Origin of the sequence: Sphingomonas sp. ID1715 (genome assembly GCF_013044515.1) — a bacterium.
Classification (GTDB): Bacteria; Pseudomonadota; Alphaproteobacteria; order Sphingomonadales; family Sphingomonadaceae; genus Sphingomonas_B.
The window spans coordinates 191485-210340 of record NZ_JABEPR010000003.1 but is presented as its reverse complement, the minus strand read 5'-3'; the positions used below and the strand labels follow the sequence as shown (position 1 = coordinate 210340).

Below are 18856 nucleotides of genomic sequence, written 5' to 3'. Positions count from 1 at the left end.
ACAAGCCCTGCCGGCAGACTTACGTGTTTGCGAAACAAGGGGGAACGTCGTGCGCATCCTGATCATCGCGGCCACATTGCTGATCTCGTCCGCCGGCACCGCTCAGCCCGATGCCGGCTCGAAGCGCCTCGAAGCGGTCCTGGTGGACGAGCAGCGCGCCGCGCTTTCGGCCGAAGCGCGGGGCGACGCCGCGGGCGCGCTCGCCGCTGCCGAGCGGATCGAGGTGCTGGCCCGCGCATCGGCGGCGCGTGGCCCGGCCTATGTGCAAGGCCTGATGCTCGCCGTATGGCAGGTACGCTCCCAGTTCCTGTCGCCCGCTGCCTTCCTCGCGCTGCCGGAGCCGACCTCCGACCAGCTGCTGCTGCATCAGATCTGGCGCGGATTGCGGATCGAAGCGATGGCGCGCGCCGGCCGCACCGACGAAGGCGAGGAGGAATTGCATCTGATGCGGCTCGAAGCGTTACGCGACAAGCTCGACGCCGCCATCCCGCAGCTGCGCATCGTCCAGCATGTCGCCGTGGGCCGGCTGGAGTTTGCGCAGAAGAACTATCGCGGTGCCGCCCAGCGCTTCCAACGCGCAGCCGAGATCGAGCGCCAGGCACCGGCTGCCGACCCGCTCTGGCACCAGCCGCTCGACGCGGCACTGGGTGCCGCCCTGCTTAAGGCCGGGGAGCCGCGGGAGGCGCGTGCGGCCTTTGTGCGAGCGCTGGCACGTCGCCCGGACAATCTGTGGGCGCTCTGGGGACGCGCGCAGGCCGACCGTGCGCTGGGCGCTACGCAGGCGGCAGCCGACGCCGAGGCGCGGGTCCAAAAGGCTTGGGCGGGTGACCGGAAATGGCTCAGCATGGATCGGCTATAGCGCTTGTCTTGCTTTATTAACGGCTTTCCCCCATATAGCCGATGCGCACGGGGCAAGTCCCCGATGGTTCGGCAGCGTGAACAGCTCGAGTGAGAGCCCGGCCGAAACTGCTTGAGCGCTCCCTGCAACAGGCTTCCCTTTTCACGCGGGTTGTCAGACCAACCCCGCGTCTTGCGGCCGCGCATGCTTGCGCGCCGCCATGCGCATATTGCGAGTATTTCATGACCAAATTCACCGACCTCGGCCTTGTCGAGCCGCTGACCAAGGCGCTTGCCGCCAAGGGCTATTCCGTGCCGACGCCGATCCAGGCCCAGGCCATCCCGCCGCTCCTCCAAGGCAATGATCTGTGCGGCATCGCCCAGACCGGCACCGGCAAGACGGCGGCGTTCGCGCTGCCCAGCCTCGACTATTTCGCTCGTCATCCCAAGCCGCGGCCCCTCCAGGGCTGCCGGATGCTCGTCCTTTCACCGACGCGCGAGCTGGCGGCGCAGATCGCCGACAGCTTCCGCGACTATGCGCGCTTCATGCGTGTGTCGGTGGAAACCGTTTTCGGCGGCGTGCCGATCGGGCGCCAGATCAACAAGTTGAAGGCCGGCGTCGACGTGCTCGTCGCCACGCCCGGTCGTCTGCTCGACCTGATCGACCAGCGCGCGCTCACCCTGCGCGACGTGGAGATCTTCGTACTCGACGAAGCCGACCAGATGCTCGACCTCGGCTTCATCCATGCGCTGAAGCGGATCGACAAATTGCTGCCGGCCAAGCGCCAGAGCCTGTTCTTCTCGGCCACCATGCCGAAGACGATCGCGGAGCTGGGCGACCGCTTCCTGACCGATCCGGTCAAGGTTGCAGTGACTCCGGTTGCCTCGACCGCCGAGCGGATCGAACAGTTCGTCACTTTCGTCAATCAGGCGGAAAAGACGGCGCTGCTCACGCTGACGCTTAAGGCCGAGCCGATCGATCGCGCGCTCGTCTTCACCCGCACCAAGCACGGCGCGGACAAGGTGGTGCGCAACCTGCAGGCGGCGGGTATCGGCTGCGCGGCGATCCACGGCAACAAGAGCCAGCCGCAGCGCACCCAGGCGCTGCAGGCGTTCCGCTCGGGAGAGATCAAGATCCTGGTCGCGACCGATATCGCCGCGCGCGGCATCGACGTGTCGGGCGTCAGTCACGTCTTTAACTTCGAACTGCCGAACGTGGCGGAACAATATGTCCATCGCATCGGCCGCACCGCGCGCGCCGGGCGTGACGGCATCGCGATCAGCTTCGTCGATGGGGAAGAGCGCGCCTATTTGAAGCAGATCGAGCGACTGACCCGCGTGCAGCTGCAGCCGGTGCCGCTGCCGGACGGCTTCGAGCAGCTCAAGGCTTCGTTGCCGAAGCCCAGCCAGGCGAAGCCCACCGCGCAGCGCCGTCACGACGAACAGCGCGCTCGCCCGGCCGGCGACCGCCCCAAACGGCCGTTCCGGCGGCGGAGCGGCGGTGTCGGCGCGCATAAGGGTGTGGTGAAGCGGGCCAGCTGAACCCGCTTGATTTCAGGTGCGATGACAATAGGAACGTGTTCGGGCGGGGGCCCAACTCCGGCCGGACGCGTTCGGCACTGCAGGACCATTCATGGCCGAGACTAACGGCGTCTTCCCCGTTTCTCCGAACGATCGCTTTCAGCTGCTCGTCAACGCCGTCACCGATTATGCGATCTACATGCTGGATCGCCAAGGGAACGTCGCGACCTGGAACCCTGGCGCGCGCCGCTTCAAGGGCTATGACGCCGACGAGATTATCGGCGAGCATTTCTCCCGCTTCTTCACGCCGGAAGATCTGGAATCTCGGCTCCCCTGGCGGGCGCTGGAGATCGCCGCGACCGAAGGCCGGTTCGAAGCCGAGGGCTGGCGGGTTCGAAAGGACGGCCAGCGTTTCTGGGCGCATGTCGTCCTCGATCCGGTGCGCTCCCCCGATGGAGAAGTGATCGGATTTGCCAAGATCACGCGCGACATCACGGAGCGCAAGGAAGCCGAGCGGGCGCTGCACGAAAGCGAACAGCGCTTTCGCATGCTGGTCCAGGGCGTGCGCGACTATGCGATCTACATGCTGGACACCAACGGCACCATCACCAACTGGAACTCCGGCGCCGAGGTGATCAAGGGCTATACGGCCGAGCAGATCGTCGGCCGCCATTTCTCGATCTTCTACACCGATGAGGATCGCGAGGCCGGCATCCCGCAATTGGCGCTCGCCACCGCGCTCAGTGAAGGGAAATACGAGACGGAGGCGTGGCGACGGCGCGTCGATGGCACGCTGTTCTGGGCCAGCGTCGTCATCGATCCGATCTTTGACGATGAAGGCCGCCATATCGGCTTCGGCAAGATCACGCGCGACGTCACCGACCGCAAGCGCGCGGAGGAGGAACTGGAGGTCACGCGCGCGGCGCTCGCGCAATCGCAAAAGCTGCAGGCGCTCGGCGAGCTGACCGGCGGCATCGCCCATGACTTCAACAATCTGATCACCGTGATCCGCGGCTCGGCCGAGTTGCTCGGCCGCTGCGGGCTGACCGAGGATCGCCGGACCCGCTATGTCGATGCGATCATCTCGACCGCCGACCGCGCCGCAACGCTTACCAACCATCTCCTTGCTTTCAGCCGGCGCCAGGCGCTGCAGCCCGAAGTTCTCGACCTGAACGTCCGGCTTGACGCGTTCGCCGACGTGATCGCCCGCACGCTTGGTTCGACGATCGAGATCCGGCTCGATCTGCAGCCCGGCCTGTGGCTGGTCGAGGCCGATCCGACCCAGCTTGAGACTGCGCTGCTGAACGCTGCGATCAATGCGCGTGATGCAATGCCGGACGGCGGCACGATCACATTGTCGACGGCCAACCGCCCCGGCGGTGTGGGCGAGGATTTCGTCTGCGTCGCCGTGTCGGACACGGGCTGGGGCATGCCGTCGGACGTGATCGACCGCGCCTTTGAGCCGTTTTTCACGACCAAACCGACCGGCAAGGGCACTGGGCTTGGTCTGTCGCAGATTCACGGCTTCGCGGCACAGACCGGCGGTCGCGCGGAGATCGACTCCCAGGAAGGTAGGGGTACGACCATCCGGCTCGTCCTGCCTCGCACGCATCGGCCGCTCTCGTCCGAGGCAGCCGATCGCGAGCTGCCCCACCTGCCGCGCGGCCTCTCCATTCTGCTGGTCGAAGACAATGAGCAGGTCAGCAACTTTGCCCAGCAATTGCTTGAAGATCTTGGCTTCAATGTTCGAGCGGCCCTTTCGGCAGAGGAGGCCATGCCCCTGCTGGACAGGGGCCCGCTCGACCTCGTCTTCAGCGACGTCGTCATGCCAGGCATGAGCGGGATCGAGTTCGCGCGGCGGCTGCGCGCGCAGCGGCCCGGCCTGCCCGTGCTGCTTGCCACCGGCTATAGCGAAGATGTGCTGAAGGGCCATGCGCGCGACTTCGAGCTGGTGCGCAAGCCCTATAGCCGGGACGCGTTGGTCGAAGCGCTCGCCCGAACGCTTGACAGTGTCATGCGGCCTGCAGGGCGCGCGGAAGCTTGAAGATCATATTTTCCCGCGCCGTCTCGACCTGTTCTTCTGCGATCGCGTAGCGTTCCGCCAAGCGGGCGACGACTTCGCGGACCAGCAGCTCGGGGGCCGAAGCGCCGGCGGTGAGGCCGAGCGTCCGGACGCCCTCCAACCAGCCGAAATCCACGTCATAGCCGCGCTGCACCAGTCTCGCGCGCGCACCGGCTCGTTCGGCCGCTTCGACCAGGCGCAGCGAGTTGGAGCTGTTCGGCGCGCCGATCACCAGCATGGCGTCGCACAAGGGCGCGATCGCCTTTACTGCCGCCTGGCGGTTGGAGGTGGCGTAGCAAATGTCCTCGCCGCGCGGCCCAGTAATCGCCGGAAAACGCTGCTTCAATGCGGCGATGATCTCGGCGGTGTCGTCGACGGATAAGGTGGTCTGGGTCAGAAAGGCGAGATTGTCAGGGTCGGCGGGCTGGAGGGACGCCACATCCTCGACCGTCTCGACCAGGGTCATGCGCCCTTCGGGAACCTGGCCGAACGTGCCGATCACTTCCGGGTGGTCGCGATGGCCGACGAACAGGATGTGCCGCCCGGCCGCCACCAGATTCTCCGCCTGGCTGTGGACCTTGGAGACGAGCGGGCAGGTCGCGTCGAGATATTGCAGGCCGCGCGCTTCGGCCGCAGCAGGCACAGCCTTGGGCACGCCGTGAGCGGAAAAGATCACCGGCGCTGAGTCGGGCACTTCATCGAGCTCGTCGACGAAGATCGCACCCCTGGCCCGCAACGCGTCCACCACGAAGCGATTGTGCACGATCTCGTGCCGCACATAGACGGGCGCGCCGAACCGCTCGATCGCGAGCTCGACGATACGGATGGCGCGATCGACGCCGGCGCAGAAGCCGCGCGGCGCCGCGATCAGCAGCTTCAGAGGGGGAAGGGAGGCCATGCCTGGGCTCAGATAAGCGATTGCTTGCCTGCATCAAAGCGCCTTCCTATGGTTTTCATGATCCCCGGCCACTCAAGGACATGTCTTTGTCGCTTCGCACCCTGTCAGCCGTCGTCCTCATGCTGGCGCTGGGCGCCTGCGCCAGCCGGGAGGGCGAGCTCGATCCGACCGGCGGCATTCGCGCCGCGCGTTCGGCCTGCCCCGCCGTCGGCGTGCCTGCCTCCACCGGCGACATTACGCTGTTCGACCCGCCGCAGAGCCGCGACGCGCGCGCGATCGACGTCACCGCCGTCATCACCAACCTGCGCACCACCTGCGACGAGACGGGTGCCGAGGTGGTCGCGACCACCAGCTTCGACGTCCAGGCCCGCCGCCGCGACACCGCCGCACCGCGTGAAGTCGTGCTTCCTTATTTCGTGACGGTCGTGCGCGGTGGGAACGTGGTTGTCGCCAAGCGGATCAGCCGTGTCGCGATCAGCTTTGCCGCCGGGCAGGACCGCGCAACCGCCACCGCGCAGGGGTCGAGCGTGATCGCTCGCTCCGCCGCGACGCTGCCCGAGGACGTCCGCAAGCAGATCACCCGCAAGCGCAAGGCGGGCGAAGAGGATGCGGCGATCGACCCGATGAGCGAGCCCGCTGTCCGCGCGGCGGTCGCGCGGGCCAGCTTCGAACTGCTTGTCGGTTTCCAGCTCACGCCCGATCAGCTGCAATATAACGCCACGCGCTAGTGGCGGCGCAGGCGGCCCGGCTCGAAGCAGACATCGCGCTTGCGCAGGCGCTGGCTGATGCGAGCGGACGCGCGATCCGCCCCTATTTCCGGGCGGCCTTCGATCAGCAGGTGAAGAGCGATGCTTCGCCGGTCACCCAAGCCGACCGCGAGGCGGAAGCGGCCATCCGCGCCTTGTTGGAGCGGGAGCGCCCGCAGGACGGCATCATTGGGGAGGAATATGGCGAGGAGCGCGCCGATGCCGAGCGGGTCTGGGTGCTCGATCCGATCGACGGCACGCGCTCCTTCATCGCCGGCCGACCGATCTTCGGAACCCTGATCGCCTTGCTGGAGCAGGGACGGCCCATATTGGGGGTGATCGATCAGCCAATCTCGGGCGAGCGCTGGATCGGCGCTGTCGGCCGATCGACACTGCTCAACGGAGCTCCGGTCCGGTCTCGCCGGGACCGACCCCTGAACCAGGCCATCTTCGCGACTACGGCCCCGTGGTTCTGCCCGGCGTTCGAGACTTTGCAGCAAAAGACCGGCGACACGCTGCTCGGCGGCGACTGCTATAATTACGCGTTGCTCGCGTCCGGCCAAGTCGATCTCGTGATCGAGGAGGGGCTCAAGCTTTACGACTATGCCGCGCTGGTGCCGGTGGTCGAGGGTGCCGGTGGCGTGATGACCGACTGGTCCGGCGCGCCGCTCGGCCTCGGGGGGAGCGGCCAGGTTGTGGCGGCGGCCAACGTTGCATTGTTGGCAGAGGCGCTGCCGCTCCTCGAGTCGTCCCGGAACTGAAACGATCGCGCGGAGGTTGTTCCGCTGATGCGCGCCTTTGCGACTCTGCTCGAACGGCTGGTCTATACGCGCTCGCGCAACGCCAAGCTGAAGCTGATCGGGGACTATCTGCGCGCCACGCCAGACCCGGACCGCGGCTGGGCGCTTGCCGCGCTGACCGGCGATCTCGACCTCCCCGCGATCAAGCCCGCGCTGATCCGGGCATTGGTCGAAGAACGCGTCGATCCAACCTTGTTTTGGCTAAGCCGCGACTATGTCGGCGATACGGCCGAGACGGTGTCGCTGATCTGGCCGCGTCCCGAACGAGTGCCGGAGCCGCCCTTCGACCTGTCGCTTGGCGCGGTCGTCGATCGCTTTCGTGCGCTCTCCCGCTCCGAAGCGGCCGGCGTGCTGGCCGCTTATCTCGATCGCATGGAACCGGAGGAGCGCTTCGCCCTGCTGAAGATGGCGACGGGGGCTCTCCGCGTCGGCGTCACTGCCCGGCTCGCCAAAACGGCGCTCGCCGACGCATTCGGCCTCGACGTCGCCGCGGTCGAGGAGGTGTGGCACGGCATCGGCCCACCCTATCCGACGCTGTTTGCTTGGGCCGAAGGCAAAGGCGCGCAACCGGTCGCGAGCGCGCTGCCGGTGTTCCGCCCCTTCATGCTTGCCCATGGCCTTGAGGATCTGCGGGTCGACATGGCCGACTATGCCGCCGAATGGAAATGGGACGGCATCCGCGTGCAACTGGTCCATGCGGGCGGCGAGACCCGACTCTACAGCCGCGCCGGCGACGACATCACCCGCGGCTTCCCCGACCTGGCTGAGGCATTCCGGACTCCCGGCGTGCTCGACGGCGAGCTGATGGTGAAGGGCGAGGCGCAGGGCGCCGACGAGCATGGCGGCGCGGCGGCCAGCTTCAACGCCTTGCAGCAGCGGCTGAACCGCAAGGCAGTGACGGCGAAGATGCTGGCCGACTATCCGGCCTTCGTACGGCTCTACGACATCCTGTTCGACGGCGCCGAGGATGTGCGCGACCTTGGCTGGACCGAGCGGCGCGGGCGGCTCGAACAATTCGCCGGGGTCCTCGACCCGAACCGGTTCGACGTGTCGGCACTGATCGAAGCGCCGGACTTTACCACACTTGAAGGGATCCGCGCGGGCGCCCGTGACGCTGCAATCGAGGGCGTGATGCTGAAGCGTCGCGACAGTCCCTATGTCGCGGGGCGGCGCGTCGGACTTTGGTACAAATGGAAGCGCGACCCGCTCACTGCCGACTGCGTCGTCATGTATGCGCAGCGCGGGAACGGCCGGCGCTCCTCCTTCTATTCCGACTTCACCTTCGGCTGCTGGACCGAAGAAGGCGACCTTTTGCCGGTCGGCAAGGCCTATTCGGGCGTCACCGACGAGGAGCTGAAATGGCTCGACCGCTGGGTGCGCAATCATACGGTGCAGCGCTTCGGCCCGGTGCGCGAGGTCGAAAAAAGCCTGGTGTTCGAAGTCGCCTTCGACTCGATCCACAGTTCGGGCCGGCACAAATCCGGGGTGGCAATGCGCTTCCCACGGATCGCTCGCATCCGCACCGACAAGCCCGCCGCCGAAGCCGACAGGGTCGAGACCCTACGGCGGCTGATCAGCTGAGCCTCAGTAGGCCGTCTTCTGGAACGCGAGCGTGATGACGGTCCGCGCGAGGATGTAGAGGTCGAGCAGCACCGACCAATTCTCGATGTAGTAAAGGTCGTGCTCCAGCCGCTTGAGCAGCTTTTCCTCGGTATCGGTCTCGCCCCGCCAGCCATGAACTTGCGCCCAGCCGGTCATGCCGGGCTTCACCTTGTGACGGGCGGCATAGTGCGACACCACGTCGGAAAAGACGCGGTCGCCGGCCTTGGTCGAGGGCGCATGCGGGCGTGGTCCGACCAGCGACATCTCGCCGGTAAGCACGTTGAATAGCTGCGGCAGCTCGTCGATGCTGGTCCGCCGCAGGAAACGGCCAACGCGCGTGATGCGGTCGTCGTCCTTCCGCGCTTGGGTGATCCCATCGGCCTCGCACCGGTCGGCTCGCATCGAGCGGAACTTCCAGATGCGGAAGCGCTGATTGTTGAAGCCTTCGCGATCCTGGCGGAAGAAGACCGGACCCGGGCTATCGAGCTTGATCGCCAGCGCGACGATAGCGAACAGCGGCAGCACGAAGACCAGACCGACGCTCGTCACCACGACATCCTCAATCCGCTTGACGATCTGATCGAAGCCCGAGATCGGGCGTTCGAACAGGGTCATTACCGGCAGATCGCCGAGCAGCACCACCGGCCGCTGCGAAAAGGCGAAGGTGGCGAGATCGGGCGCCAGGCGGATACGCACGGGAGTGATCGCCAGTTCGGCGACGACTTCCTGCAGCCGCTTTTCCGCCGACCAGGGCAACGCCACGATAACTTGGTCGACTTCGCCCAAGCGGATGCGGGTGATCAGGTCAGTCAGATTGCCGTAGAGGGGCAGATGCACTTCGCGCTCCGGCAGCCGCTCCGGCAGCCGGTCGTCGAAAAAGCCGACGAGATCGATCGTCAGCTTTTCGTTGCCGATGATATACTTGGCCAGTCTGTCGCCCTGCGAGCCGGCGCCGAAGATGGCGACGCGGTGGTTGAAGACGCCGCGCTGCTTCAGGCGCCGCATCCACAGCGTGCCCGCTGCCCGCGTACCCAGCAGCGCGACGGCGCCGAACGAGAACCAGGCCAAGGCCCAACCCCGGGAGAAATCTTCCGACACCTTGAGCAGAAAGCCCAAGGTCATCAGGAACATGCCGGTCGACAGCCAGGCGGTCAGCACCCGCGTCCAGCCGGTCCGTACCGAAAAACGCGTGTCGATGTCGTAGCAGCCGGTCACCTCGGCTAGGGCAGCGTAGAACAGGCAGGCGATCAGCGCGGCGTTGCCATAGGCTGCTTCCATGCCCCGCGGGATGAGGTCCAGCGCGACGGCGGCAGCGATCCACGCCGTCGCGCCGACCGCGAGCATTTCGATCGCGCGGAGGCCAAGGATGCCGATTTCGAGGAGCACCGGCGAACGCGACGCCTGCGATCGGGCGGTCCCGGTCGAGGCGCTGTTCGCGGCGGTGATCGTCGGTTGTTGCAGCATGGGTCCCCTATTCCGCCAGCCCTGAAGGGACCGACGGATGAAGCTCAAGCGGTCCGCGTCAGCTCGCGTGCCTTTTCGGTCGTAACGAGTGCCGGGCGATAGGCCGGCGGCACCGCCTTGATCAGGTCGGTGACGAAGCTGGCGTTGGTCGCGAACCCTTCTGCCTCGTCGCCTTGGGTCGACGAAACGCGGACCAGCACGCCGTCCGGGATGATGCCGGCCAGCGCGGTACGGAAACGCATCCGGCGCTGCTCGCTATTGTCGACCGGCAGATATTCGCCGACCCGGGTCCAGTAGCTGATCCGCTCGTCGCGCCCGGGCGAGCTGGCGACCAGGTCGCGTCCGGGCAGCGTGACGCCGGGTCCCAGGGGCAAGGCCACCGGACGGCTGGCCGTCACCGTAAAGCCGAACGCCGGGTAGCAGACCTCCGGCCGGTGGAGCTGCAGGGTGTCGCTCTGGGTATTGCCATAGGCGATCAGCAGCATGACGAGCGTTTCGTCGGGGCCCGCATACATGCGCGTGACCGTCTGGTTGTAGAGCTTGGCGGCAAGGCTGTCTTCGCTCGGCGGCGCCACGACGCCATCGCTGTCGCGCATCTGCCAGCGACCGAAGGACCGCGGAATGCCGTCTTCCAGCTTCTGACCGTCGGCGAGCAACGCCACCCGCTTATGCGGACGCATCGTTTCCGCGGCGGCAGCGGTGGCCAGACACGCGCCGCCGATGATCAGCTCGCGACGATTGATCATGCTGAAGTCCTTGTGAGCAGCTTGCGCACCGGCGTCATAAGGCCGTCCACCGCGAAAATGCCGATCAGGGCGGTGGCGAACATCACCAGTCCGGCGGTCGAGTGAAGAAAGCCCTGCGCCGCCGCATTGCCGAAATGATAGGTGATCAGGACCAGGATGATCACGCGCACCAGATTGGCGAGCAGCGCCACCGGTACGATCCACAGCATCAGGAACAGCGCATAGCGCCAGGAGGCGTTGTGCAGAATATAGATGTAGAACAGGCTGATCGCGGTCAGGCTGATCAGCGAGTTCAGGCCGGCGCAGGCGTCCTCGACCAGTAGCTGATACTGCGCGACGTAGAGCGTCACGCCTTCGCGGACGATCGGATAGCCGGCCTTGGACAGCAGCCAGGTCGCGCTCGAGGAGACATATTCCTTCATCGGCGCGGTGAGCGTCGACACCACCCAGCCCGGCATCGGGACCACGAATGCCATGTAGAGCATCGGGAACCACATGCGCCTGACGGCCTCGCCGCCGAACCAGCCGTAGAAAATGGCGACGAACACGCCGCCCAGGCCGATCGCCTCGGTCGCGAGAAAGCCGAAGGCGCGGCTGAACGCATAGAGCAGCAGGGACGGGATCAGAACGGCGAGCGTGAGACCAAATTTGCCGGAGCGCTGGACGTCGCGCAGTTCCTTCCACCGTCGGGCGAACAGCCAAACGCCCGTGGCGAGCACGATCGGTCCGTGGACGCCCGCCTCACCCGTCCAGGACTGGGTGGCGATGGCGATGATCGTCGGCACCAGCAGCAGCGCGATACCGCCCAACAGCGGCCAATGGCGCGCGAGCACCTGCAGGAACTGAGGCTGAGGCCGCAAGGCGCGGGCGGGCATTTCCATCAGAAGTCGTTCAGGATCGAGCCGACCACCACCGACCGGTCGGCGCGCAGCTGCTTCGCCAGCGTTCTAACGTCCTCGACATAGCTTTTATGCTTGCGCGACACGATGAGGCTGAAGCCTGCCATGGTCGCCACGCGCTGGCCGTCGGAGCAGATATTGGCCGGCGGCGTATCGAAGATGGTCAGGTCGTATTCGCGCAGCAGCTGGTCGACCAGGCCGCGGAAGCGCGCACCCGAAAGCAGCTCCTGCGGATTGGACGGTGTCTCGCCCGCGCCGATCACCGCCAGGTTCGGCATCAGTTCGGCATCGACGATCTCCGCCATCGCGATTCCGTCGCTGTTCAGATACTCGGACAGGCCCGGCATCGACAGCGGCAGGCTGCACAGGTCGGCGATCATCGGGTCGCGCAGATTGGCGTCGACGATCGCGGTGCGCACGCCGGCCTGGGCCATGGCGACGGCCAGGTTCAACGCGACATAGGTGCAGCCCGCCTCGGCCGCGGCCGCGCAGACCGCGAGCGAACGACGGCCTTCGCGCAAATGTTGGGCCGCGAGGCGCGTGCGTAGCGCGCGGATCGCTTCGGCCTCCAGCCCTTGCGGGTCGTTGATCATCACCGATTCGATCGCCGGAGCAACGGCAATGGCCGGTTCGACCCGGTCGAGCGCTCGCGCCGGAACGACCGCCTCCTGCTCCATTTCCTGGAGCGCCGTCTTCATGCTCATTCGGTCAAGCCTCCGCCAGCGCGCGGCGCCGGCTGGCGCCCTCGCGGTCGATGATGCGCCGCCCCCAGGCGACGAGGAAATTGTCGTCCCTCTTCTGTCCGACCACGGCCAGCACCGGTGCGCCGGTCGCGAACTCAAGATCGTCTTCGCTGCGCACGCGGCGGGCGAGCAGCTCGACGAGCAATGCGAGCAGCACGCCGAGTACCAGGCCCAGCGCGATCGAGCCGAAAATCACCAGCGGCTTGTTGGGCCAGACCGGCTCATCGGGCAGGTTGGTGTTGCCCATCGGCTCCATCAGCGTCTCGCTCATCGCCGACGCCTTCGCGTCTTCGACCTTCGCGGCGAGCTTCTGATACTGGTCGCGCTTGACCGCGATGTCGGACTGCATCTGGTTCAGCCGGTCGATCTTGTCGGCCTGGGCGAGGACCCGGGCTTTCTGTGCCTGGTAGGCGCCTTCGATTTCCGCCCGGCTGGTGCCGCCGATTACCGATCCGCCGCCGCCTGAGGCCGACTGCATCGCGGTCAACTGGCGCTGCATGGCCTGCAGCTGCGGATGGTTGGGTCCAAGCGTCTGCTTGGCGGCCTCGATCTGCTGGCGCAGCATCGCGACCTGCGGGTCCGACTGGCGGCCCGGGATCACTTGCGGCGCGCTCGGAGCCGCCGACGCGCTCGACAGGGCGGTGAGCTTCGAGCTTTCAAGGTCGATATTCCCCGCCTGGAGAACGATACCGTTTGCCTTGGCATATTGCGTGCGCGCTTCTTCGGCCTTGGTAACTTCGGCCAGCGCGCGACGGGCCTGCTCCTCAAACGAGGCGGCGCTGCGCTGCGCGTTGCTGACCTTCTGGTCGCGGTTCATCTTCAGAAACGCCTCGCGGATCGCCTGCGCGATGCCCTGGGTCGATGCGGGATCGTTGCCGCGATAGCTGATTTCGATGATGCTGCTCGCTTCGACGAAGTTTGCCTCGGTGTTGTCGACGATCCGCTGCGCCAGCCAGTCGCGAATGTCGCCGCCCGGCCGTCCGGCCGCGTCGAACGACGCCTGATAGCTGGGATCGGCGGTCCAGCCGAGCTGATCGACGACCAGGCCGGCCGTCTGCACATCCTTGATTAGCTTGATCTGCGTCGAGATGTAGGACGAGATCGCCTGGCTCGACATGGGCCCGCTGCCGAGAAGGTCGGGCTTGGTCAGGTCGATCAGCACGCGGTTGCGCGCCTCATATCGCTCCGGCAGCAGCTGCACCGTGATCGTGGCCGCCAGGAAGCAGGCAAGCAGCGTCGCGAGAATGATGGCTTTGCGCGCCGCCAGGATGCGCAGGAACTGGACGAGACTCATCGATCAATTCCCTTAGAAGGCACGTTCGCCAATGGTGAACACGTCGCCGGCTTTGACGGCCATGTCGAGACTGGCCTTCTGTTCCTTGCCGTCGCGGAACAGCTTGATCTTCTTGAGCGATCCAGTGGGCGAGATGCCGCCACTCCGCGCGATCACGTTGCGCACGGTCATGTCGCCGCGGATCGGAAACTGACCCGGCTGATTGATCTGCCCATAGACATAGTAGGTGTCGGCGAGCGGGACGTAGATCTTGTCGCCGGGCCGGACGATCGGATCATCCTCAGGGCCGCCGGCGGCCAGCTTTTCGAACGGATAATTTTTTTGCTCGCCACCCGTACGGGTCAGGGTGATGTAATCGGCGCCATCGCCGCGCAGGCCGCCGGCGCGAGCAATGATCTCAGACAGGCGATAGTCGCGGTCGACCGGCTGCAGCCCGGTCTGGCCAACCGCGCCGAGCAGCGTCACATAGCGGCTGGCAAAGCCGGAGATTTCCACGTTGACGACCGGCTTGGCATAATAGCCGCCGGCGCGCAGCTTCTCCGCGATCTTGGGGGCGAGGGTGAGCGCCGTTTCACCCGACACATTCTGTTCGCCGATAAAGGGCAACTGGATGACGCCGTTCGACTTCACCCGCGCCCGGGTCGTAAACTCGGGCTGGCCCAGCACCGAAATCTCGATCGTGTCGTCGGGGCCGAGCACATAGCCGGCGCTGAGATCCTTCGATTCGCGGGTTTGCGGGGCGGGCGGACGCTGCGGCGTTGTGACCGGCACTGCACCGGCCGGCTGGGCCACCACCGTACCCGGCAACGGCGCGGGTTGGGTCTGGGCCATGGCCGGGGTCGCAATCAGCAGAAGCAGCAGGCCCGTCAATCGTTTCACAAGCGTCATAGCACCTCGTCCCGGTCAGCGGCTAAGCGCGAAGCTCGCGCCCAGGCTGACCGTCGTGTTGTTATAGTTGAACAGCGGGTTATCCGCCTTCCGACGTTGTTGGCTTACTAAACCGTTAAGTCTTAACCGTCGATTGAGATCGTAAGCGAGCCCGACATAGGCACGCACGAACTTGTCCTCGCCCAATGTGGCTGCGCCGTCGACGGTCGCGAAGCGGCCGCGATAGTCGCGGCTTTGGTAGGAACTGCCGAAGTTGGCCGACATCTTCCGGTTCAGCCGATAGGTGCCGTTCAACGCGTAAATTTCGGTGATCGAATAGGATGCGAAGACCGCGTTGGTGGTCTCCGCCTCGCGTGAGGCCAGGAGGTCCAGCGACATCGCGTCGAAGGGACGGATGTTCAGGCTGGCGGAATAGGAACTGCCGCGGAACTTGTTGGAGAAGATGTTCTTTGGATTGACCCAGGAATAGCCGCCGGCGATCGAGCCTTGCACGCGCGTGCCGATCTGCCGCTCGAACCGTACCCCGGCCGAATAGCTCTCGACCCCGTCAGTGGGAATGCCGGGGATGGGCCCGGGCAGGCCGATCACCGTCCGGTTGAGGTACTTGGCAGTGGTGTAGGTGCCATAGAGCGAGATGCGACCGAGCGATGGCCGCGAATAGCCGATGCTGCCGTCGAAGCTGTCGCTGTTCGAGTCGTTCAGCTTGAAGAAGCGCGAGTCATTGCGGATCTGGCTGTGTTGGTAGCCTATGGCCGGCGTGATCCCGATCGCGCCGCCGCATTGCGCCCGCCCGCCGAACACCAAGGTTTCCTGTGTATTGATGTCCCGGATCAGCGGCTCATCGCCGAGCACGAAAACATCGCCCGAGTTGGATTTGAACCGCCCATAAGCCGCGTTCACTCCCCCCGAACAACCATGGCCGACTTGGAGATTGACGCCTCCATCCAGTTGGATGCGTTCGCGTTGCAGCTGCGAGTTCTGAAGATAGAAGTCATAGCCGATGGTGCCGCGCAGATACGCGGCCTGGCGACCGAAAGGCTGGGTGATGTCAAGCTGCAGCGATGGCGTGATGCTGATGTCGTCCTTGGAGCGGCCCGCCAGCCGGCCTTGGCGAATCAGCGCGTCGCTGAGACCGAAGGCGTTCGAATCATAGCTCACGTCGACCGCGGCGCGGATGCCGATGCTACGCGCCGGTGGGCCGGAAGGTGCGCGTGGAGCCGCGCCGAAGCTCGGCGGGCGGGTGTCAGTCGTCTGCGCAAGGGCGGCACTCGCCGATCCGACCAGCAACAGACCGATCGCCATGTCTCTATTCTTCAACCCCGTACCCCTTTTCGGCCAGCGCCGGAGTCTTCCATTGCTGGGTCCGGCTATCCACAAGCTGCCTCCCTCGCAACGACTGGCTATGGCTAACGCTCCAATTGATGCTTTGCCTGTGGCGAATCAGAGACACTGGTTAGTTCGATGTTGACGCTTTTGTAGCAACATACGGCAGCAATGGGCAGGCTAGACGGTGCAACCGCTTTGTCATCCCGGCGGTTCGGTGGTAGCGGGCACGCAGGTGTGACCGGGGGGAAGAAGGCCAGGCATGCAGACTCCTTATGATTGGATCACCGTGGCGATCTTCGCCGGGCTGATCGTGATTTTTCTCCAGCGCTCGGTCGGCGACGGCGAGCCGCAGGACTCGATTCTGAGCTATTTGCCGCCATCCATTGGTTGTGCGGTGTCCAATTATTTCGGCAATGAAGGGCTGGAGAATGGCAATACCATCTACCAGCTGCTCGGCGCGGCAGGCATTGTCGCGGTGCTAGTCTATACTTTCTACGTCATCAAGCCGTTTCAGGGGCAGGGCAGAAGCTGAGGCCCGGCATGTTGCCGAACAGATGATCTTGCGAGGTTGAAGCGTGGCGTTTTGGAACAGGATTTTCGGCTGGCTGCGGCGCGGCTCGCGCGCGACGCAGCAGAGCGGACCCGATCGCGCCGAACTGCTTGAGCGGCGCCGTGCGCGCCAGGCAGCCATGGAGGCGCAGGCAGCCGACGCCGATGAGCAACCCGTCCCCACCTCGGCCGATTCGAACTTCCCTACCTTCCGTTCCTCGGCCGTGGAGCGGGGCGGGTCACGCGGCGACACCGGACGGCTCGCCAAGGCGCGTACGACGCTGCGCGACGTCTTTACCCCCGCCCAGCCGGTCACCGAACGCAGCAAGTTCGCCGGCCGCCTGGGTGTGCTCGCCCGGCTGATCGAAATTCTCGAGGATCAGCGCAGCCATGTCGTCATCTATGGCGAGCGCGGCATCGGCAAGACCTCGCTGGTGCACATCCTGGCCGACATCGCCCGCGAATCGCGCTATGTCGTGATCTACGCCTCGTGCGGCGCCTTTTCGAGCTTCGAGGACATTTTCCGCGCCGTGCTGCGCGACATTCCGCAGCTCTACCTGCGCGACATCGATCCAACTGCGCTCGGCGAGAACCAGGGCAGTGTCGCCGATCGCCTGACCGACGGTTTCGATGCCCGCCAGCTCGGCGAGCTGCTGTCGCAGGTCACGGGGACGCGCGTGATCATCATCCTCGACGAATATGACCGTGCCGAAAGCGACCAGTTCCGCCAGAGCGTTGCCGAGCTGATCAAGAATCTGTCGGATCGTGCCGCCCGGGTGCAACTGGTGCTCGCCGGCGTGGCGTCGAACCTGCAGCAGCTGATCGGCTACATCCCGTCGATCCGGCGGAACATCATCGGCCTGCCGATGCCGCGCCTGTCCAGCGACGAAGTGCGCGCGCTGATCCGCATCGGCGAAAAGAGCGCCGGTGTGTCGTTCGACGAGGATGCGGTGCAGGCGATCGAGTCGCTGTCCAACGGCTCGCCCTATCTGGTGCGGCTGGTCAGTCACCATTCGTCGATGATCGCGCTCGACGCCGAGCGGATGCGCATCGAAATCGGCGATGTCTGGGCAGCGCTCGACAAGGTGGTCGACGAATCCGCGAGCCGCATCGATCCACGCCTGTTGTCGGCGGTCGAGCCGTTCCTGGCGCCGCAGCACCGCACCGTGATCCACGCGGCCGCCCGCGCCGCCAGCACGCCGGACGGCTGGTTCACGGCGGAAGACGCGCTGTCCCTGTGCGAGAATGTTCCTGCGGACCGCATGATCAAGGAGCTGAACGAGTTGACGCTGGCGGGCGTCACCGAGCGCGCCGCCGAGGGAGACGGCGCGCGCTTCCGCTTCCGCGAGGAACCGCTGCCGACCTATCTTTGGATGCGGGTGGCGCGCGACAATCTGGATTCGGACAGCGTCACGCCGCCCACGCGCTCAGTCGCGTCCTGAGATGCTCCGATAAGGGCGTCAGGTCCGTCGTCGCAAGCACCGGCGGCTTCGCCCGCGCCCGCTCGATACATGCGCCCAGCTCGCTGGCTTCGAGCGCGACTTGCAGCAGCCCACGCGCGGCAAAGGCGGCAGTGATCTCCTCCTGGTGATCGTCATAATGCTCGCCGAGCGAAAAGCGGCGGGGCATCGCGATCGTCCGGCAGCCGGCTCGTAGCGCCGTGATGAGCGACCCGGTGCCGCCATGGCAGACCACGAAGGCGGCATCCTTCAGGATCGCCTGCACCTGATCGAACGGGATCGACCGGTGCACCTCGACACCCTCCGGCACATCCATGGGCAGCTCGACGTCGCCGACCTGCAGGATCACGCGCTCGGCCAGCTTGCCGCTGCGCTTCAGGTCGAGCACGGCATCGACCAGCCGCGGAAAGCCGAGGGTGGCGCCGACCGTCGCGAACAGCAGTGGCTGCTTCGCGGACGGCGTGCCCTCGACGTGGCGAAACGGGTCGAACAACGTGGTGTCGGGCCAGTGCGCCTTGAGTGCGGGCGATTGAACGATGGTCTCCGTCGCGAACGGCTTCAGCCCGCGGGCAAACTTCGAGGGGGCATCGAAGCGGGCGAAGGTTTCGATCAGCACCAGCTTTGCGCCGAGCGCCCGTGCCCCGAGCGCCGTCCAATACATGGCACCGGCTCCGGTCGTGATGACCGCGTCGGGCCGCTCTTTGAGCACGATTGCGGCCGACTGCGCCGCGTTGCGTGCGGCGCCCTTGACCATGTCCAAGCCCCGGCCGAGTTTGGCCTGGCCGATCGCATAATGGTCGACAAAGCGGACGGGATGCTGCTCGGCCAGGCTGCGGCCGAGCGCCGTGTCTTCGGTGACGAAGAAATAGTCATGCTCGCGCCACGCCGGTTCGAGATCCAGCAACTGGCGGACATGGCCTCCGCCAGACGCGGCAAGGCAGAGCTTGAGCTTCTTCTTCGTCACCATTCCTCCAGCTTCTTGCCGCCGCCTTAACGTTATTTTCGGTTCCGCGGGCCCATT

General features: G+C 65.8%; 17 protein-coding genes. 8 read left to right on the top strand and 9 right to left on the bottom strand.

Annotation, left to right across the window (positions count from 1 at the left end):
- Positions 1–49 precede the first annotated feature (49 nt).
- The 3 genes from HJG53_RS10105 (at position 50) to HJG53_RS10095 (ending at position 4402) form a co-directional block, all read left to right on the top strand.
- Positions 50–859 carry a hypothetical protein gene (locus tag HJG53_RS10105; RefSeq protein WP_171130142.1) on the top strand — a complete coding sequence of 270 codons (810 nt, stop codon included), beginning with the start codon at positions 50–52 and terminating at the stop codon, positions 857–859.
- A gap of 221 nt (positions 860–1080) precedes the next feature.
- The gene (locus HJG53_RS10100; RefSeq protein ID WP_171130140.1) at positions 1081–2379 is read left to right on the top strand and encodes a DEAD/DEAH box helicase; all 1299 of its coding nucleotides are present in this window, start codon (positions 1081–1083) and stop codon (positions 2377–2379) included.
- Positions 2380–2470: 91 nt separating this feature from the next.
- The gene (locus HJG53_RS10095) at positions 2471–4402 is read left to right on the top strand and encodes a PAS domain-containing sensor histidine kinase (protein WP_171130138.1); all 1932 of its coding nucleotides are present in this window, start codon (positions 2471–2473) and stop codon (positions 4400–4402) included.
- Here HJG53_RS10095 and ispH read toward each other — a convergent pair.
- A complete protein-coding gene (gene ispH / locus HJG53_RS10090; protein WP_171130136.1) occupies positions 4371–5318 on the bottom strand; it encodes a 4-hydroxy-3-methylbut-2-enyl diphosphate reductase in 948 nt (315 codons plus the stop codon). The two genes, HJG53_RS10095 and ispH, sit on opposite strands and share 32 nt — an antisense overlap.
- 80 nt (positions 5319–5398) lie before the next feature.
- Between ispH and HJG53_RS10085 the strand changes: the two genes are divergently transcribed.
- From HJG53_RS10085 to HJG53_RS10075, 3 genes are read left to right on the top strand one after another with little or no spacing between them, the layout of a single operon-like run.
- Positions 5399–6046, top strand: coding sequence for a hypothetical protein (locus HJG53_RS10085; RefSeq protein WP_171130134.1), 648 nt, complete (start codon positions 5399–5401; stop codon positions 6044–6046).
- The gene (hisN, locus tag HJG53_RS10080) at positions 6046–6825 is read left to right on the top strand and encodes a histidinol-phosphatase (RefSeq protein WP_171130132.1); all 780 of its coding nucleotides are present in this window, start codon (positions 6046–6048) and stop codon (positions 6823–6825) included. Before HJG53_RS10085 ends, hisN begins: the two co-directional genes overlap by 1 nt.
- Before the next feature lie 27 nt (positions 6826–6852).
- Complete coding sequence (locus HJG53_RS10075) at positions 6853–8445, top strand: cisplatin damage response ATP-dependent DNA ligase (protein WP_171130130.1); 1593 nt, start codon at positions 6853–6855, stop codon at positions 8443–8445.
- Positions 8446–8448: 3 nt separating this feature from the next.
- Here the strand turns inward: HJG53_RS10075 and HJG53_RS10070 are convergent, their stop codons facing one another.
- Genes HJG53_RS10070 through HJG53_RS10040 form a run of 7 tightly spaced genes read right to left on the bottom strand, consistent with a single transcriptional unit; the run spans position 8449 to position 15817 of the window.
- Positions 8449–9930 carry an undecaprenyl-phosphate glucose phosphotransferase gene (locus tag HJG53_RS10070; RefSeq protein WP_171130128.1) on the bottom strand — a complete coding sequence of 494 codons (1482 nt, stop codon included), beginning with the start codon at positions 9928–9930 and terminating at the stop codon, positions 8449–8451.
- A gap of 44 nt (positions 9931–9974) precedes the next feature.
- Positions 9975–10676 carry an exosortase-associated protein EpsI, V-type gene (gene epsI / locus HJG53_RS10065; RefSeq protein WP_171130126.1) on the bottom strand — a complete coding sequence of 234 codons (702 nt, stop codon included), beginning with the start codon at positions 10674–10676 and terminating at the stop codon, positions 9975–9977.
- A complete protein-coding gene (gene xrtV, locus HJG53_RS10060) occupies positions 10673–11557 on the bottom strand; it encodes an exosortase V (protein WP_171130124.1) in 885 nt (294 codons plus the stop codon). Before xrtV ends, epsI begins: the two co-directional genes overlap by 4 nt.
- Positions 11557–12273 carry a CpsD/CapB family tyrosine-protein kinase gene (locus HJG53_RS10055; RefSeq protein ID WP_217352751.1) on the bottom strand — a complete coding sequence of 239 codons (717 nt, stop codon included), beginning with the start codon at positions 12271–12273 and terminating at the stop codon, positions 11557–11559. The genes xrtV and HJG53_RS10055 overlap by 1 nt, the downstream gene beginning before the upstream one ends.
- A gap of 10 nt (positions 12274–12283) precedes the next feature.
- Positions 12284–13612: a GNVR domain-containing protein gene (locus HJG53_RS10050; protein WP_171130120.1), complete on the bottom strand. Its 1329-nt coding sequence runs from the start codon at positions 13610–13612 to the stop codon at positions 12284–12286.
- Between the two features lie 12 nt (positions 13613–13624).
- Positions 13625–14500, bottom strand: coding sequence for a polysaccharide biosynthesis/export family protein (locus tag HJG53_RS10045; protein ID WP_171130118.1), 876 nt, complete (start codon positions 14498–14500; stop codon positions 13625–13627).
- 15 nt (positions 14501–14515) lie between these two features.
- Positions 14516–15817, bottom strand: a complete 1302-nt coding sequence (locus tag HJG53_RS10040) for an outer membrane beta-barrel protein (RefSeq protein WP_171130116.1) — start codon at positions 15815–15817, stop codon at positions 14516–14518.
- 268 nt (positions 15818–16085) lie between these two features.
- Here HJG53_RS10040 and HJG53_RS10035 point away from each other — a divergent pair, with 268 nt between their 5' ends.
- A complete protein-coding gene (locus HJG53_RS10035; RefSeq protein ID WP_171130114.1) occupies positions 16086–16358 on the top strand; it encodes an XrtV sorting system accessory protein in 273 nt (90 codons plus the stop codon).
- A 43-nt stretch (positions 16359–16401) separates the two neighbouring features.
- Positions 16402–17817 (top strand): AAA family ATPase, encoded by a 1416-nt coding sequence (locus HJG53_RS10030; protein WP_368039558.1) that lies wholly within the window; start codon positions 16402–16404, stop codon positions 17815–17817.
- Here the strand turns inward: HJG53_RS10030 and welK are convergent.
- A complete protein-coding gene (gene welK / locus HJG53_RS10025; protein WP_368039557.1) occupies positions 17786–18799 on the bottom strand; it encodes a beta-1,4-glucuronosyltransferase WelK in 1014 nt (337 codons plus the stop codon). The two genes, HJG53_RS10030 and welK, sit on opposite strands and share 32 nt — an antisense overlap.
- Positions 18800–18856: the final 57 nt, after the last annotated feature.